This window comes from uncultured Salinicola sp. (genome assembly GCF_937921195.1).
In the GTDB taxonomy this organism is placed as follows: domain Bacteria; phylum Pseudomonadota; class Gammaproteobacteria; order Pseudomonadales; family Halomonadaceae; genus Salinicola.
The window spans coordinates 20,365-35,911 of record NZ_CALFQK010000172.1; the positions used below are offsets into that span (position 1 = coordinate 20,365).

The following is a 15,547-nucleotide window of genomic DNA, read 5'->3' on the forward strand; positions in this document are numbered from 1 at the left end:
GAAGCCGATCGAGATAAACAAGAATTCGGCTAAAAAATGCAGTATTACAAGAAAAGAGGTGCGCCATGTTGCTCGCCAGTTTCCTCGGTCTTTTTCTAGGCCTGGCACTGTTGGTCGTGCTGACCATGCGCGGTGTCAATATCATCATTTCGGCGGTCTCCTGTGCCGTTATCGTCACGATCTGCAGCGGACTGCCTTTTTGGGAGACCATGCTCGGTAATTACATGGAAGGCTTTACCGGCTTCTTCATTTCCTGGTTTCCGCCCATTTTGCTGGGAGCGATCTTCGGCCAGCTCATGGACGACAGCGGCGCCGCCCGAACGATAGCGCGGAAATCCCGGGACTGGTTCGGCGAAAAGCGCGCGATCGCGGCCGTGGTGGGGGCTTCAGCGATCATGACCTACGGCGGGGTGAGCGTGTTCGTGGTGGGGTTCAGTGTCTACCCCATTGCCTATGAACTCTTCAAGAGTGCCAATCTGCCGCACCGGTTCATTCCTGGTGCCATGGTTTTCGGTTCCATTTCTTTCACCATGACATCACCCGGTTCCCCGGAAGTGCAGAATCTGATTCCCACCGAATACTTCAACACGACCGCCATGGCGGGTGGTTGGATCGGTCTGTTCTGTTCCGTGACAATCCTGCTGCTGGGTGCCTACTGCCTTAAACTGATGGTCGCCCGCGCCGTGAGATCTGGTGAGCATTTCGATCCTCCGCAGCCTGGCCAGCATCGTTGCGATTCGGAAAAGCACGACGCCATTCCTGCGCTGGCCGCGTTGGCTCCGTTGCTGGTACTGGTCGGGGGCTTCAACGGGCTGTCGTCGGGCATGGAGATGAGTGCCGTCGAGGCGCTGTTGACTTCCATGGCTGCCAGCCTTGCGCTGGGATTCTTGCTCTTCCACCGTCATCTGGCACAGCGCTCGAAGATACTCGGACTCGGCGCCGAGAATGCGCTGATGGCAACCACCAATACCTGCGCCGTGGTGGGGTTCGGCGCCGTCGCCTCCCACACCCTGGCATTTCAATCCATCGTCGGAACGCTCACGGATTTGCCGGGGATGGAGTACGCCGGACTGGCCATGGCCATTACCGTGATCGCCGGCGTCACGGGCTCCGCATCGGGCGGTCTCGGTATCGCCTTGCCGATTCTGGCTCCCGCCTATCAGGCAATGGGCCTGGATAACGGCGCCATGCATCGTATCGCCTCGCTGGCCTCCGGAGGACTGGATTCACTTCCTCACAATGGCTACGTGGTGACGACCATCCGTGCGGTTTGCAAGGAAACCCACCAGCGAGCCTATCCGACGATATTCGTTGTCAGCGTACTGGTACCGACCCTCGTGCTGGTCATGGCGGTCGTGCTCTACACGGTGGCCTGATTCCCCCGGAGAGGCTCGATCCGGCCACCGACCGTGGGTAACACATGAAGATCCAAGCCGTTCCAGCCAAGAATGCCAAAGGAGAGAATCATGACCCGACGCTTACCGCAATTGATCGCGGGTGAGTTCGCCCCCAGCGCTACCGAACAGTGGATCCCCGTGACCGATCCGGCTACCCAGGAGGTGTTGTGCGAAGCACCGGCGGCGACCGAGTCGGAGCTGGCCCGTGCCATCTCCTCCGCCCAGCTCGCCTTCGAGTCCTGGCGCGAGGTGCCGGTGAGCGAGCGGGCGCGGCTGATGATGCGCTATCAGGCGCTGTTGAAGGAGCGTCATGAAGAGATCGCCAAGGTGCTGGCGAGGGAGACCGGCAAGACTTTCGATGATGCCAAGGGCGATGTCTGGCGCGGTATCGAAGTGGTCGAGCAGGCGGCCAACGTACCCTCGCTGATGATGGGGGAGACCGCGGAAAACGTGGCCCGCAACATCGACACCCACTCGTGGATCCAGCCGATAGGGATATGCGCCGGGATCACCCCGTTCAACTTTCCGGCAATGATTCCGCTGTGGATGTTTCCGCTGGCCATCGCTTGTGGCAACACCTTCGTGCTCAAGCCCTCGGAGCAGGATCCGATGACGCCCAACCTGCTGGCGGAGCTGTTCCTCGAGGCCGGTGCCCCGCCGGATCTGCTGCAGGTGGTTCATGGTGGCAAGGCGCAGGTGGATGCGCTGCTGGTGAATCCCGATATTCGGGCGGTCTCCTTCGTCGGCTCGGTGGCGGTGGGCCAGCACGTCTATCGCACCGCTACCGACCACCTCAAGCGCGCGCAGTGCTTCGCCGGGGCCAAGAACCACATGGTGGTTATGCCGGACGCCGATCCGCGCCAGGTGGTCAATGCGCTGGTGGGCTCCGCCTGCGGGGCCGCCGGCCAGCGCTGCATGGCGATCAGCGTGGCGGTGTTCGTCGGCAGCGCGCGCGACTGCATCGAGTCGCTCACCGCCGCCTTCGCCGAGCTGCGTCCCGGCGCCTGGGACGATCCCGAGGCCGCCTATGGCCCGCAGATCAGCCCTCAGGCCAAGGCGCGAATTCTCGACCTGATCGCCAAGGGCAAGGCGGAGGGCGCGACCTGCCGACTTGATGGCAGCGACTGCCAGGTCGAGGGGCTGCCCGACGGCAACTGGGTCGGGCCGACCCTGTTCACCGATGTGACGCCGGAAATGTCGATCTATCGTGAAGAGATTTTCGGGCCGGTGCTCTGCTGCGTCTGCGTCGATACCCTCGACGAAGCCATCGCGCTGGTCAACGCCAGCCCCTATGGCAACGGCACCTCGATCTTCACCGCCAGCGGGGCGGCGGCGCGGCGCTATCAACACCGGGTCGAGGTGGGGCAGGTCGGGATCAACGTGCCGATCCCGGTGCCGCTGCCGTTCTTCAGCTTCACCGGCTGGAAGGGCTCCTTCTACGGGGACCAGCACGCCTACGGCAAACAGGCGGTGCGCTTCTACACCGAGACCAAGACCGTCACCAGCCGCTGGTTCGACGAGGAGGCCATGGCCGGCCCCAATCTCTCGATCCAGTTGAAATGACGGCAACGCGGCGGTCGTTTTCGGTGCTTCGGGGGCTTTACCCCTTTTTGGCAGGAGTTTTACCCCTTTCAGTAGGAGCTTTACCCCTTTCAGTCACAGTCGCAACGCGGGAGACATGACATGGACATTGCATTTTTCGGTGTCGGCAACATGGGCGGACCGATGGCCGCCAACCTAGTCAAGGCGGGCCACAGGGTCCGCGTCTTCGATCTGGTCCCGGCCCTGGTCGAGGAAGCAGTGGAGAACGGTGCCGAAGCCGCGCCGGATCCGGGGCGGGCGGTCTCCGGCGCGGAAATGGTGATCAGCATGCTGCCGTCGGCGCAGGCCGTGGAGGAGCTCTATCTCGGTGAGGCGGGCATCCTTTCGGCGATCGATCCCGCCAGCCTGATCGTCGACTGTTCGACCATCGATGCCGCCACGGCCCGCAAACTGTCGGCACTCGCGGGCGAGAGCGGGCGCACGATGATCGACGCACCGGTCTCGGGTGGCGTCGGCGGATCGCGCGCCGGGACCCTGACCTTCATCTGCGGCGGGCCGGAAGCCGCGGTCGAAAGGGCGCGCCCGCTACTGGAAGTGATGGGGCGCAACGTCTTCCGCGCAGGCGACAGCGGGGCCGGGCAGGTCGCCAAGATCTGCAACAACATGCTGCTGGCCATCCTGATGGCGGGGACCGCCGAAGCGCTGCAACTCGGCGTCGACAACGGCCTGGACCCGGCCGTGCTGTCGCAGGTCATGGCGGAGAGTTCCGGCAGCAACTGGGCCTTGAAGGTCTACAACCCCTGGCCGGGCGTGATGGAGAACGCACCCGCCAGCAACGACTACCGGGGCGGTTTCGGGGTCAAGCTGATGAACAAGGATCTCGGCCTGGCACTCCAGTCGGCGCTGGCCAGTCGCTCCTCCACGCCGATGGGCGCCCTGGCCAGAAGCCTGTACGCCCTGCATGCCAATGCCGGCAACGAGGCGCTGGATTTCTCCAGCATTCAGCGCCTCTACGCGAGCCGAAGCGCGTGATCCCGAAGGTTCACACCACCGAGGTCATGCCGCCGTCGACGAATACGTTCTGCCCGGAGACGAAGTTCGACGCTCCGGAGCAGAGGTAGACCAGCGTGCCCACCAGTTCCTCGACCTGGCCCCAGCGCTGCGCCGGCGTGCGCTTCTCGATCCAGGCGTTGAAATCGGCGTCCTGCCACAGCGCCTGGTTCATGTCGGTCTGGAAGTAGCCGGGCGAGAGGCAGTTGACCTGGATGCCGTAGCGCGCCAGGTCCGCCGCCATGCCCTGGGTCAGCAGTGCCACGCCGCCCTTGGAGGCGGCGTAGGGGACGATGGTCTCGCGGGCGAGCTTCGACTGCACCGAGCCGATGTTGACGATCTTGCCGCTGCCGCGTTCCGACATCGCCGGGCTCACCGCCTTCGACACATAGAAGGCGCTGGAGAGGTTGGTGGCGACGACGGCATCCCAGTCGGCAGGGTCGAAGTCGTTGAACGGGCCGCGTTTCTGCAGGCCGGCGTTGTTGACCAGGATGTCCGGCACGCCGAGACGTTCGATCAGCGGGTCGATGGCCGCTTTCACGGCCCCGGCGTCGGTGACATCGAAGGCCACGGCGTCGACCTTGGCCCCGGTCTCAGCAGCCAGGGTCCGCGCGGCTTCCTCGGCCGCCTCCTGGCGGCGACCGTGAACGATCACATGGGCGCCCTGCTGGGCCAGACCGCGGGCCAGCGCATGGCCCAGTCCGCGGGTGGAGCCGGTGACCAGTGCCAGCCGGTCTTGAATGTCGAAGAGGTTTTTCATGGTTCTCCCTGAGAGCGTCGGGAATTTAGAAAATCAGGTAGACGATGCAGGCGAGCACGAAGCCGACCACCGACTCCAGCGCCTGCTGTACGGTCCAGGTCATCAGCGTGGTCTTGACGTCCATGCCCAGCAGGCGCCCCACCAGCCAGAACCCGGAGTCGTTGACGTGGCCGGCGAACACCGAGCCGGCGGCGGTGGCAAGGGTGATCGCGACCACCTGCATGGCGGAGAAATCGCCGCTGGCGACGGCGGGCGCCATCAGGCCGGCGGCGGTGACCAGCGCCACCGTGGCGGAGCCCTGGGCCAGACGCATGACCACCGCGACCAGGTAGGCGGCGACGATCACCGGCATGCCCAGATCGCTCATCGAGTCGGAGAGCGCGTCGCCGATGCCGGAAGCCTGCAGCACCCCGCCGAACATGCCCCCGGCGCCGGTGATCAGGATCACCGAGCAGATCGGCCCCAGCGAGGAGTCGACGATCTTCTCCAGTGCGCTGCCGCCCTCGCCGCGGCGGCTGCCCAGCACGTAGATCGCCACCAGCACCGAGATCAGCAGCGCGATCGGCGTCTCGCCCAGCGAGGAGAGGAACTGGAACCAGGTGGCTTCGCTGTCGGCCACGCCGGCGGCGCGGGCGAAATCGAGCCCGGTATTGAGGAAGATCAGCGCCAGAGGCAGCAGCAGCAGCGCGATGACCGTGCCGACGCTGGGCGGATTCTCGATCTTGTCGTCGTCACGGCCGCCGAACAGGCTGACTTCCAGCTTGAAGTCGAAGCGGCTGGCGGCGAAACGCCCCCACAGGTAACCCGAGAGATACCACATCGGGAAGGCGATGATGATCCCCACCAGCAGCACCAGGCCGAGGTTGGCGCCGTAGAGCTCGGTGGCGGTGACCGGGCCGGGGTGCGGCGGCACGAACACGTGCATCACCGAAAACGCCGCCGCCGCCGGCAGGGCGTAGAGCAGCACCGGACCGCCGAGGCGTTTCGCCACCGCGAAGATGATCGGCAGCATCACGATCAGGCCGGCATCGAAGAAGATCGGGAAACCCATGATCAGCGAGGCGATACCCAGCGCGAACGGCGCGCGGGCCTCGCCGAAAAGCGACACCATCCGCTCGGCCAGCACCTGGGCGCCCCCGGAGTGCTCCACCAGCTTGCCCAGCATCGCGCCGAAGCCGACCAGCAGCGCCACCGAGCCCAGCGTGCCGGCGAAGCTGTCGGTCATGGTATCGACGATGGCGCCGGCCGGAATGCCGGTGGCGAAGGCGGTCAGCAGGCTGACCAGCACCAGCGTCGGAAAGGCGTGTAGATGAAAGCGGATGATCAATACCAGTAGCAGCGCGATCGCTGCGGCGGCGATGCCGAGCAGCGGCCCTGCCGTCAGGGTCTGCGTCCAGTCGTCCATGAGGCTCTCCCGAAAGTGGTCGTTGCGGTCCCACCGTTGCACGAAGTGATGTGTCTAAAAATACGACGTTGGTTTTGTTGCTCCATTGCTCAGCTCTGTTTCAGGCTCCGAAAGGTGTTGATTTTCGTAAAAAAAATCGTACTTCCGAGCGCGATATCGAACCTCTTTCGTCAAATTCGTTGTTTTTTTACAACGAAGTGCCACGAGGCTTGGACGATTTGAACATTTGTCAGGTGCGACCAACACGTGAAAGGTCACCCTTATCGTCGGACAGCCCATCATGTATCGCCAATATTTTTATTTTCTGACCGCTGCGTTGATCGCGGCCACCTTCGTCATCGGCATTTTCTGACCGCCTCTGCTCTGGTCGCTGCTCCTGTGGATACCGTTGGCACTCGTTGGCTGGCGGGATCTCCGCTCGCCCCACGACGTGCTCTACAACTATCCGCTGATCGGGCATCTTCGCTACCTGCTCGAATTCGTGCGCCCGGCTTCGCGAGCCCAGCGATGGCCGGCCCATCGGCATCGGCCGCTGTCTGGGCAAATGCAGCGAATTTCCGAGCATCTGCAAGGCGATGGTCGAGACCGAGACACTACTCTTCTATGTCATCGTGATCGAAGGTGCCGGAGTCGGCTCCGGGCCGCCGTGGTGGATCGATTCTGAAAACTCGCCTTGCGATAGACCGACGCGTGCTAGGCTCGACGGCAGCCCTCATGGTCTGGAGAACTCCATGCTTTGCTTTCCCCCTCATCGTTATCGCGCGGCCGACCCGGATACCGCCGGCTCCCCGTGCGAAGACCCTCATCGTTGGCTGGAAGCGGTCGACAGTTCCGAGGCGCTGGCCTGGGTCGAGGATCAGAACCGGCGGACGCTAGAGCGCTTCGAAGACGCCGAGTTCGAGACGTTGCAAACGGGATTGCGCGAGATCCTCGACGCCGACGACCGCATCCCGTTCGTGGTCAAGCGGGGCGAGCACTACTACAACTTCTGGCAGGATGCCGAGCACCCGCGCGGCTTGTGGCGGCGGACCACATGGGAATCCTATCGCCAGTCGCGACCGGCGTGGGAGGTGCTGATCGACGTCGATGCCCTCAACGCCGCCGAGGGCGAGAACTGGGTCTGGCATGGCGCCAGTTGCCTGGAGCCGGAGACGCCGGAAGCCCGCTGGGAGCGGGCGCTGGTATCGCTCTCCCGCGGTGGCGCGGATGCCGACGTGACCCGCGAGTTCGACCTGATCGACAAGCGCTGGGTCGGAGCCGGCGATAACGGCGAGGCCGGTTTCGAGCGCCCGGAGGCCAAGGGCGGCATGAGCTGGATCGATCGCGACACGCTGTTCGTCTATACCGATTTCGGTGCCGACTCCTTGACCAGCTCCGGCTACCCGCGCTGCGTCAAGCGCTGGCGCCGGGGCCAGCCCATGGCCGAGGCGACCACGCTGTTCGAGGCGGGCAAACGGGAACTGATGGCCATCGGCTTCCGCGACCGTACCCGCGGTTTCGAGCGCGATTTCATCCATCATGCGCTGGCGTTCTACGAGCAGCGTCTGATCGAGCTGCTGCCCGATGGCGAGGCGTTCCCCATCGAAGTGCCGCTCTCGGCCCAGGCGGTGGTGCACCGGGACTGGTTGCTGGTCCACCTGCGCGACGACTGGACGCAGGGGAGCGAGAGCGAGACCGCCGTGAGCTACCCCAGCGGCGCGCTGCTGGCGATCGACTACCCGGCGTTCAAGCGGGGCGATCGCGGTTTCACGGTGCTGTTCACGCCGGATGCCCACCGCTCGCTGGAGGGTTTCGAATGGACGCGGCACTACCTGGTGCTGGATATCCTCGAGGACGTCAAGCACCGGCTTCAGGTGCTGACGCCGGGCCAGGGCGACGACTGGGCGCCACAGCCGATCCCGGGCTTGCCGGACGCCGGTGAGATCGGCGTCGCGGCCGTGGATGACGAGGAGAGCGATGAGCTCTTCGTCATCACCACCGACTATCTCACGCCCACCACGCTCTCGCGGATGGATCTGGCGCAACGCGATCCGGCGGCGTCGGACGAGCGGCTGGAGACGATCAAGCGCGCGCCGAGCTTTTTCGAATCGCAGGGGATGCGGGTCACCCAGCGCTTCGCCACCAGTCAGGACGGTACCCGGATCCCCTATTTCCTGGTGCTGCCGGCCGGAGTGGAGGGCGCAACGAGTGGCCATGGCGATAGGCCGGCCCAGCCGCTGCCGACGCTGCTCTACGGCTACGGCGGCTTCGAGATATCACTGACCCCGCACTACATCGCCGGGGCCGGGCGCAGCTGGCTTTCGCGCGGCGGCGCCTATGTGGTCGCCAATATCCGGGGCGGCGGCGAGTATGGCCCGCGCTGGCACCGCGCCGCGCTCAAGGGCGAACGCCACAAGGCGTTCGAGGATTTCGCCGCGGTGGCGGAAGACCTGGTCGCCACCGGCATTACCACCCCGGAACGGCTCGGCATCCAGGGCGGCTCCAACGGCGGCCTGCTGGTGGGCAACATGATCACCCGCTACCCGGACCATTTCGCCGCGGCGGTGTGCGCAGTGCCGCTGCTCGACATGCGCCGCTATCACCAGCTGTTGGCCGGCGCCTCGTGGATGGCGGAGTACGGCGATCCGGACAGCGCCGACTGGGACGATTTCCTCAAGGGCTATTCGCCCTACCACAACCTGCGCGAGGGCGTGGACTATCCTGCGGTGCTGTTCACCACCTCGACGCGGGACGACCGCGTACACCCCGGCCACGCCCGCAAGATGATGGCGAAGATGGCGGCGATGGGTGCAGGTGACGTCTACTATTTCGAGAATACCGAGGGCGGCCACGGCGGCGCGGCGGACAACGCCCAGCGGGCGAAGCTGAGCGCGCTGGCGTGGCGGTTTTTGTGGGATCGGTTGGGCGCGGCCGGTTAGAGCGCCTCGTGGCCGCCTGGCAGGCCCGACCGACGCGGGCGCGACGGCGTCAGTCCGACGCGCTCAGCACCGGGAGCCGATACCAACGCACGGCGTTGTCGTGAAGGATCGCCCGACGGGCGTCCGGCGCCGCATCGGCGATGGCCTGCTCGACCATGGCGAGCCAGGTCGCGTAGCTCGCATTGAGCCCGGTAACTGGAAAATTGCTGGCATAGAGACAGCGCTCGGCACCGAAGATGCCGATGGTCTCGGCTAGCAGCGCGATATTCTGGTGCTCATCCCAACTCGCCATGGGGCTTCCCAGTTCCGAGAGCTTGACCGCGACGCTGGGGTTGGTCGCCAGCGCCCGCATGCCCTCGCGCCAGCGTGCCAGTCCTGGCTCGCTGCGGTCCCAGGGCAGGCCGGTATGGTTGAGAATCACGCGCAGGTTGGGGGTCTCTTCCAGCGCCCTGGCGGCATCCGCAAGGTGCCAGGCCGGCACCCGCAGATCCCAGGACAGCTCGCGCTCCTCCAGTAGACGCAGCCCGCGGGTCCAGCCGGCATCCTGCAGCGAGCCGGGTGCGCCAAGCGTACCGTCGTATCGATCGGGACGTGCAGCCGTCACCGGTTTGGCGCGCACGCCGCGAAACAGCGGCGAATCCATCTGGCGATCGAGCTGTGTCTCGCAGGCTGGATCGGCTAAGGCCGCCCAGCCCACCAGTGCCACCGGCAGTCCCTGCTGCTCGGAGAGCTGCGTTAGCCAGCGGGTTTCGACCTCGGGCGCTTGACGAGTCGACTCGGCCTCGCAGTGCACCGTGCCCGCCAGGCGATAGCCCGGAGGTATCAGCGTCCGGATGTCCGCTGGCAGGAACGGTTGGCGAATTGCGGCGTAATCGCCGAGGAAGAAGTGATCGTCGACCTCCTCCTCGAGCCACGGATAGTGCACGCTGCCGTCCAACGCCCAGAAGTGGTGATGGCTATCGATCAGGAGCTGTTCGCTCATAAGGGGGGACCTCAATTTGCCAGCCAGTAGAGCGGCACGGTGATGATCTGCGGGAACGCCACGAACAGCAGCAGCAGTGCGACGTAGGCCGCGACGAAGGGCAGTACGCCCATGACCGCTTTCTCGAACTTAATCTGGCCCACGCTGGTGATGACGTTGAGCACGTTGCCCACCGGTGGCGTGATCAGGCCGATGGCGCAATTGAGCACGAACATGATGCCGAAGTAGACCGGATCGATGCCGGCGATCTTGACGATCGGCATCAGGATCGGCGTCAGCACCAGGATCGTCGGCGTCAGATCCATCACCATGCCGACGATCAGCACGATAGCCATGATCGCCAGCATCAGCAGCCGGGGATGATCGGCCAGCGGGGCCAGCAGACCTGCCACCATCATCGGCAACTGGGCGATGCTGATCAGCCAGGAGGCGACGCTGGCCGCCGCCACCAGGAACATCACCACGGCCGTGTTGCGCGCTGCCTGCGTCAGTACCTCATACAACTCGACGAGATTGAGTTCCCGATAGATCAGGGTGGATACCAGCATGGCGTAGACGGCCGCGACCACACCGGCCTCGGTGGGGGTGAAAATGCCGGTCTTGATACCGCCGATGATGATCACCGGCAGCAATATGGCCCAGAAGCTCTGGCGCAGCGCGGTCAAGCGCTCGGCACCAGTGGCCTTCTTTGCCACCACCAGATCCTCCTTGCGGGTGATGAACATCCACATCAGCACCAGGGTCGCGCCCATGATCAGCCCCGGAACGATGCCGGCCAGGAACAGCTTGCTGATCGAGATGCTGCCCGCCACCCCGATGATGATCAGCGGAATGGAGGGCGGGATGATCGGGGCGATGATCCCGCCGGCCGCCATCAGCCCGGCGGAGCGGCCCTGTGGGTAGCCTGCCTGGCGCATCATCGGCAGCAGCATCGATCCCAGTGCCGCGGTATCGGCGACGGCCGAGCCTGACAGGCTGGCCATGACGATGGCGGCGAAGATGGCAACGAAGCCGAGCCCACCCTTGCGGTGCCCCACGAAGCTCATCGCCAGCAGCACGATGCGCTTCGACAGGCCGCCGCGCGACATCACCTCGCCGGCCACCAGGAAGAAGGGAATCGCCAGCAGCGTGTAGCTGTCGGCGCCGTTGATCAGGTTCTGGGCCAGGATCTGTGAATCGAACAGCCCCAGATGCAGCATCAGCACCACGGCGCTGACCAGCAGGGCGAAGGCGATCGGCAGGCTGAGCCCGATCGAGGCCAGCAGCGAGACGAGGAACAGGCCTATGGTCATGGTGCCATCTCCTGGCGGTTCGGCATCGATGTGGGCGGGGTCGGCATCAGCAATCGCAACGTCAGGATCAGCGACATCAGGACTCCGGCGACCAGCCCGGCCAGATAGAAGACGCCCACGGGGATGCCGCTGATCGGGGACAGGTCGCTCCAGTTGAGCAGCGTCTGGGCATAGCTGCCCTTGACCAGCATCAGACAGCAGACCAGCATCGCCAGCGTCACCAGCCGCCGCAGCACGGCCTGCGCCCTACGCGGCAGGCGATCCGAGAACGTCGTCACGCTGAGGTGTTCGTGTCGCATCAGGCCCACGACGGTGCCGAGAAAGATCACCCATACGAACAGGAACCGCGACAGCTCGACGCTGATCGAGATGCCGCTATTGAAGCCGTAGCGCAGCACGACATTGGCGAACACCAGCGCGATCATTGCCACCAGGGCCAGTACCATCACCAGATTGAGGGTTTTTTCGGTGAGGCGTGACAGGCGACACAGCGTCTTCTGGAACGAGCCAAGGGGCGTACGGACGCTCGCTTGTGCCGGTCTGGACATGATGGGCCTCTCTGCAGGTGGCAATCGGTGGTCGATCGTGTTGGACAGCCGCCACGGCGCCGGTCTATTCCGTTTTGGTCGTCGTGGGCCTTGCCGCCTGGATGGCCTCGATCAGCTCGGTGCCGTACTGCTCGGCGAAGCTGGCCTGCACCGGAGCGGAGACGATATCGCGCATCGAGGCGCGATCCGGCTCCTCGACAATCTGCATGCCCTGCTGCTTGAGAAATTCGAGGTCGCCGGTCAGGCGTCGGGCGAGTTCCTCGCGTTCGAACGTCGCCGAATCGATGGCGGCCTGGACCAGCAGCTGCTGGTACTCCGGGCTCAAGCCATCGAACCTGGCCTTGTTCATGACCAGGGGGGCCGCGGTATAGGCATGCGCCGTGAGCGACAGGTAGTCCTGAACCTCGTAGAAATTGGCCGAGCGGATCAGGCTGACCGGGTTCTCCTGTCCATCCACCGTGCGTGTCTCCAGCGCCGTGAACAGTTCGGTGAACGGCATCGGCGTCGGGTTGGCGCCCAAGGCCTTGAAAGCGGCGATATGGGCCGGATTGGGCGTGGTGCGCAGCGTCAGCCCTTTGATGTCGTCCGCACTCTCCACCGGATGCCGGGAGTTGGTCAGGTTGCGAAAGCCGATCTCCCAGAACGCCAACCCCTCGAGGTCGTGATCGCCGAGCCTGGCGAGCAGGGATTGACCGATCTCGCCGTCCAGCACGGCATAGGCATGGGCGTAGTCGTCGAATAGAAACGGCAGGTCGAGCACGTTCAGCTCGCCGACCAGGCCGGTGTAGTAAGGGTTGCCGGTCAGCACGATATCGACCTGGCCGCCGCGGGCGCTGGCCACCAGGGCGGTGTCGCTGCCCAGCTGGCCGCTGGGGAAGACGCGGATCTGCAGATCGCCGCCGCTGCGCTCGTCGACGAGATCGGCAAAATGCTCCGCGGCGAGATGCTGGGCGTCCTCCACCGGATGGGTGTGGGCGAAGTTGAGCGTCGTGGCGGCCTGGGCGTTGGCGGAAGGCACGAGCACCGCCGCGGCGGCCATCAGGATAGCGAGGAGGGGGCGAGACATTGGGTTCTGGACGGTCATGCAGGCGATCTCCGATTGAGGGCATCCAACTGACGCGTCGATCCTGCGATCAACATGTCCTGGCACGACAGGGAAGCGCCGTGCCGGAAGAGCTCGAACCCGCCGGACGGAAGCCGACTCGAGACGGCTTCTGCGTCGGGGTATGTCGGCGCCAGGCGCGAGCCCGGTTGTCGGTCCATCGATGCGCTTCTGCACCGAGATTGCGCCTAAACGGCTAATGTATACATTATACGTTGGTCGCTTTGGCGTTCCGTGAGACCTAGCCTTTAGTCCCGTAGGCCGTCGTCGGCCGCTGCCGAATGAGCGGCGAGCGCTGGTCACGACCGATCGCCTGCGCTTCGGTTTACTCCGCCCCCCTACAGATGAGACCTGGGCTGCGTCATACTGCGACCCATTCAATCTCTCTTTGGGAAGACCTCACCGATGAGTCAGAACACCGTCAAGCTCGGCGTGGTGATGGACCCCATCGCCGACATCACCTACAAGAAGGACACCACCCTGGCGCTGCTGTGGGCGGCGGAGGCGATGGGCTGGTCGCTCCACTATCTCGAGCAGGAGGATCTCTACCTCTACGAGGGGCGAGCCATGGGCAGCGCGCGCCCGCTCAAGGTGCATCGAGATCCGCAGCACTGGTTCGACCTCGGCGAGCGCGAGGCGATGCCGCTGGGTGAGCTGGACGTGATCCTGATGCGCAAGGACCCGCCGGTGGACGGCCACTTCCTCAACGCCGTGCACCTGCTGGCGTTTGCCGAGCGCGAGGGCACGCTGGTGGTCAACCCGACCCGGGCGCTGTTCGAGTGCAACGAGAAACTGTTCGCCCAGCAGTTCGCCCACTGCATCCCGCCGACGGTGGTGTCGTGCCGCGACGCGGTGCTGCGCGCCTTCCAGGCCGAGCATGGCGACACCATCTTCAAGCCGCTGGATGGCATGGGCGGCACCGGCATCTTCCATATCGGCCCCGAGGGCCGCAATCTCGGCGCGGTGATCGAGCAGCTCACCGAGCGCGGCCAGCGCCAGATCATGGCCCAGCGCTATCTGCCGGAGATCAAGGATGGCGACACCCGGATCCTGCTGGTCGACGGCGAACCGGTGCCCTACGGCCTGGCGCGCATCCCCAGTGCCGGCGAGACCCGCGGCAACCTGGCCGCCGGCGGGCGCGGCGTCTCCCGTGAGCTGACCGATCGCGACTACTGGCTGGTGGAGCAGGTGCAGCCGATGATTCGCGACAAGGGGTTGCTGTTCGTCGGTCTCGACGTGATCGGCGACTACATCACCGAGATCAACGTCACCAGCCCCACCTGCGTGCGCGAGATCGACGACCAGCGCGGCACCGACATCGCCGGGCTGCTGATGACCGCGATCGCCGGACGGCTGGAGGGCCGGGGCTGAGAGCCTGGAGGGGCAGAAGTGTTACAATGAGCCCATTTCCCCTATGACCGGCGCTCGCGGCTCGAGCGCCGAATCGCTGCGCGATGTCCGATGGAGCCCTATGCCAACGATCAGGCCAACATCCATGCCTACGCCGATGCAGAGCCTCAAGCACTACTTCCTGATGGCGATGCCGCACCTGGAAGATCCCAACTTTGCCGGGACGCTGACCTATCTCTGCGATCACGATGACGACGGCACCCTGGGCGTCATCGTCAACCGGCCCTCCGAGCTGACCCTGGATGGGCTGTTCGAACAGCTCGACATCGAATCCGAGCCCGGCCCGCACAACGACGTGCTGGTCTACAACGGCGGACCGACCTATCGCGATCGCGGTTTCATCCTGCATCGCGGCAACGCCAGCGACTGGGACTCCAGCATCCAGGTCGCCGAGGGTCTGGCGCTGACCACATCGATGGACATGCTGCAGGCGATCGCCCAGCGGCGCGGCCCCGAGCACTATCTGGTGACACTGGGCTGCGCGGGATGGAAATCCGGCCAGCTCGAGGACGAGCTCAAGCAGAACACCTGGCTGATCGCCGAGGGTGACGCCGCGATCCTGTTCGATCGCCCGCCGGAGCAGCGCCTGAGCGCCGCCGCCGGTATCCTCGGCGTCGATCTCAACCTGATGACCCGCGACGCCGGGCACGCCTGATGGCATCGGCGACCGGCGACCGGATCGGGCAGCGTTTGGTGATGGCGTTCGACTACGGTACCCGACGCATCGGCGTCTCGGTCGGTAACGAGATGCTGCGCTCCGCCAGTGGCCTGGAGCCGCTGCCCGCCCGCGACGGCATTCCCGACTGGGTCGTCGTCGAGAAGCTCCTGGAGGAGTGGCAGCCGGACCTGCTGGTGGTGGGGCTGCCGATCCACGACGACGGCAGCGAGTCCGACATGAGCGTGCGGGCGCGCAAGTTCGGCAATCGGCTGCACGGCCGCTTCGGCAAGCCGGTGGAGATGTTCGACGAGCGCGGTACCACTCGCGCCGCCAAGCAGATCGCCAGGGAGCAGGGCCACAAGGGCAACTACCGCGATCGTGGCGTCGACGGCATCGCCGCCCAGCTGATTCTCGAAAACTGGTTCAACCGCGAGTCGCTCCCGTCCGGTATCCCCGGCGTACGGTGACCATCGCCTGAGGAAG

Annotated in this window: 13 protein-coding genes; 7 read left to right on the top strand and 6 right to left on the bottom strand. The window is 65.1% G+C overall.

Going from position 1 to position 15,547, the window contains the following annotated elements:
- Nucleotides 1-65 precede the first annotated feature (65 nt).
- From Q0602_RS20750 to mmsB, 3 genes are all read left to right on the top strand, one after another.
- A complete protein-coding gene (locus Q0602_RS20750; RefSeq protein WP_298847626.1) occupies nt 66-1,376 on the top strand; it encodes a hypothetical protein in 1,311 nt (436 codons plus the stop codon).
- A 90-nt stretch (nt 1,377-1,466) separates the two neighbouring features.
- A complete protein-coding gene (locus Q0602_RS20755; protein ID WP_298847628.1) occupies nt 1,467-2,960 on the top strand; it encodes a CoA-acylating methylmalonate-semialdehyde dehydrogenase in 1,494 nt (497 codons plus the stop codon).
- Nucleotides 2,961-3,080: 120 nt separating this feature from the next.
- Nucleotides 3,081-3,971, top strand: coding sequence for a 3-hydroxyisobutyrate dehydrogenase (gene mmsB / locus Q0602_RS20760; RefSeq protein ID WP_298847630.1), 891 nt, complete (start codon nt 3,081-3,083; stop codon nt 3,969-3,971).
- Between the two features lie 10 nt (nt 3,972-3,981).
- Here mmsB and Q0602_RS20765 read toward each other — a convergent pair whose 3' ends face one another.
- Both Q0602_RS20765 and Q0602_RS20770 read right to left on the bottom strand, forming a co-directional pair.
- Nucleotides 3,982-4,749: a glucose 1-dehydrogenase gene (locus tag Q0602_RS20765; protein ID WP_298847632.1), complete on the bottom strand. Its 768-nt coding sequence runs from the start codon at nt 4,747-4,749 to the stop codon at nt 3,982-3,984.
- Nucleotides 4,750-4,774: 25 nt separating this feature from the next.
- A complete protein-coding gene (locus Q0602_RS20770; RefSeq protein ID WP_298847634.1) occupies nt 4,775-6,154 on the bottom strand; it encodes a GntP family permease in 1,380 nt (459 codons plus the stop codon).
- A gap of 731 nt (nt 6,155-6,885) precedes the next feature.
- On the opposite strand from Q0602_RS20770, the gene Q0602_RS20775 reads away from it, so the two are divergent.
- Nucleotides 6,886-9,072: a prolyl oligopeptidase family serine peptidase gene (locus Q0602_RS20775; RefSeq protein ID WP_298847636.1), complete on the top strand. Its 2,187-nt coding sequence runs from the start codon at nt 6,886-6,888 to the stop codon at nt 9,070-9,072.
- Nucleotides 9,073-9,121: 49 nt separating this feature from the next.
- Here the strand turns inward: Q0602_RS20775 and Q0602_RS20780 are convergent, their stop codons facing one another.
- The 4 genes from Q0602_RS20780 to Q0602_RS20795 all read right to left on the bottom strand — a co-directional run bounded on the left by Q0602_RS20780 (nt 9,122) and on the right by Q0602_RS20795 (nt 12,978).
- Nucleotides 9,122-10,054, bottom strand: coding sequence for an amidohydrolase (locus Q0602_RS20780; RefSeq protein ID WP_298847638.1), 933 nt, complete (start codon nt 10,052-10,054; stop codon nt 9,122-9,124).
- An 11-nt stretch (nt 10,055-10,065) separates the two neighbouring features.
- The gene (locus tag Q0602_RS20785; protein ID WP_295036382.1) at nt 10,066-11,346 is read right to left on the bottom strand and encodes a TRAP transporter large permease subunit; all 1,281 of its coding nucleotides are present in this window, start codon (nt 11,344-11,346) and stop codon (nt 10,066-10,068) included.
- A complete protein-coding gene (locus tag Q0602_RS20790) occupies nt 11,343-11,894 on the bottom strand; it encodes a TRAP transporter small permease (protein ID WP_298847642.1) in 552 nt (183 codons plus the stop codon). Before Q0602_RS20790 ends, Q0602_RS20785 begins: the two co-directional genes overlap by 4 nt.
- A gap of 64 nt (nt 11,895-11,958) precedes the next feature.
- Complete coding sequence (locus Q0602_RS20795; RefSeq protein ID WP_298847644.1) at nt 11,959-12,978, bottom strand: TRAP transporter substrate-binding protein; 1,020 nt, start codon at nt 12,976-12,978, stop codon at nt 11,959-11,961.
- Nucleotides 12,979-13,401: 423 nt separating this feature from the next.
- Here Q0602_RS20795 and gshB point away from each other — a divergent pair, with 423 nt between their 5' ends.
- The 3 genes from gshB to ruvX all read left to right on the top strand — a co-directional run bounded on the left by gshB (nt 13,402) and on the right by ruvX (nt 15,531).
- Complete coding sequence (gene gshB, locus Q0602_RS20800; RefSeq protein ID WP_295035821.1) at nt 13,402-14,367, top strand: glutathione synthase; 966 nt, start codon at nt 13,402-13,404, stop codon at nt 14,365-14,367.
- Between the two features lie 136 nt (nt 14,368-14,503).
- Nucleotides 14,504-15,061 (top strand): YqgE/AlgH family protein, encoded by a 558-nt coding sequence (locus Q0602_RS20805; RefSeq protein ID WP_149436222.1) that lies wholly within the window; start codon nt 14,504-14,506, stop codon nt 15,059-15,061.
- The gene (ruvX, locus tag Q0602_RS20810; RefSeq protein WP_298847645.1) at nt 15,061-15,531 is read left to right on the top strand and encodes a Holliday junction resolvase RuvX; all 471 of its coding nucleotides are present in this window, start codon (nt 15,061-15,063) and stop codon (nt 15,529-15,531) included. The genes Q0602_RS20805 and ruvX overlap by 1 nt, the downstream gene beginning before the upstream one ends.
- The last annotated feature ends 16 nt before the right edge of the window (nt 15,532-15,547 follow it).

Bases quoted from the DNA above. Each gene is read 5' to 3' on its own strand.
- Q0602_RS20750 (WP_298847626.1), top strand. From the start codon at position 66: ATGTTGCTCGCCAGTTTCCTCGGTCTTTTTCTAGGCCTGGCACTGTTG.
- Q0602_RS20755 (WP_298847628.1), top strand. From the start codon at position 1,467: ATGACCCGACGCTTACCGCAATTGATCGCGGGTGAGTTCGCCCCCAGC.
- mmsB (WP_298847630.1), top strand. From the start codon at position 3,081: ATGGACATTGCATTTTTCGGTGTCGGCAACATGGGCGGACCGATGGCC.
- Q0602_RS20765 (WP_298847632.1), bottom strand. From the start codon at position 4,749: ATGAAAAACCTCTTCGACATTCAAGACCGGCTGGCACTGGTCACCGGC.
- Q0602_RS20770 (WP_298847634.1), bottom strand. From the start codon at position 6,154: ATGGACGACTGGACGCAGACCCTGACGGCAGGGCCGCTGCTCGGCATC.
- Q0602_RS20775 (WP_298847636.1), top strand. From the start codon at position 6,886: ATGCTTTGCTTTCCCCCTCATCGTTATCGCGCGGCCGACCCGGATACC.
- Q0602_RS20780 (WP_298847638.1), bottom strand. From the start codon at position 10,054: ATGAGCGAACAGCTCCTGATCGATAGCCATCACCACTTCTGGGCGTTG.
- Q0602_RS20785 (WP_295036382.1), bottom strand. From the start codon at position 11,346: ATGACCATAGGCCTGTTCCTCGTCTCGCTGCTGGCCTCGATCGGGCTC.
- Q0602_RS20790 (WP_298847642.1), bottom strand. From the start codon at position 11,894: ATGTCCAGACCGGCACAAGCGAGCGTCCGTACGCCCCTTGGCTCGTTC.
- Q0602_RS20795 (WP_298847644.1), bottom strand. From the start codon at position 12,978: ATGACCGTCCAGAACCCAATGTCTCGCCCCCTCCTCGCTATCCTGATG.
- gshB (WP_295035821.1), top strand. From the start codon at position 13,402: ATGAGTCAGAACACCGTCAAGCTCGGCGTGGTGATGGACCCCATCGCC.
- Q0602_RS20805 (WP_149436222.1), top strand. From the start codon at position 14,504: ATGCAGAGCCTCAAGCACTACTTCCTGATGGCGATGCCGCACCTGGAA.
- ruvX (WP_298847645.1), top strand. From the start codon at position 15,061: ATGGCATCGGCGACCGGCGACCGGATCGGGCAGCGTTTGGTGATGGCG.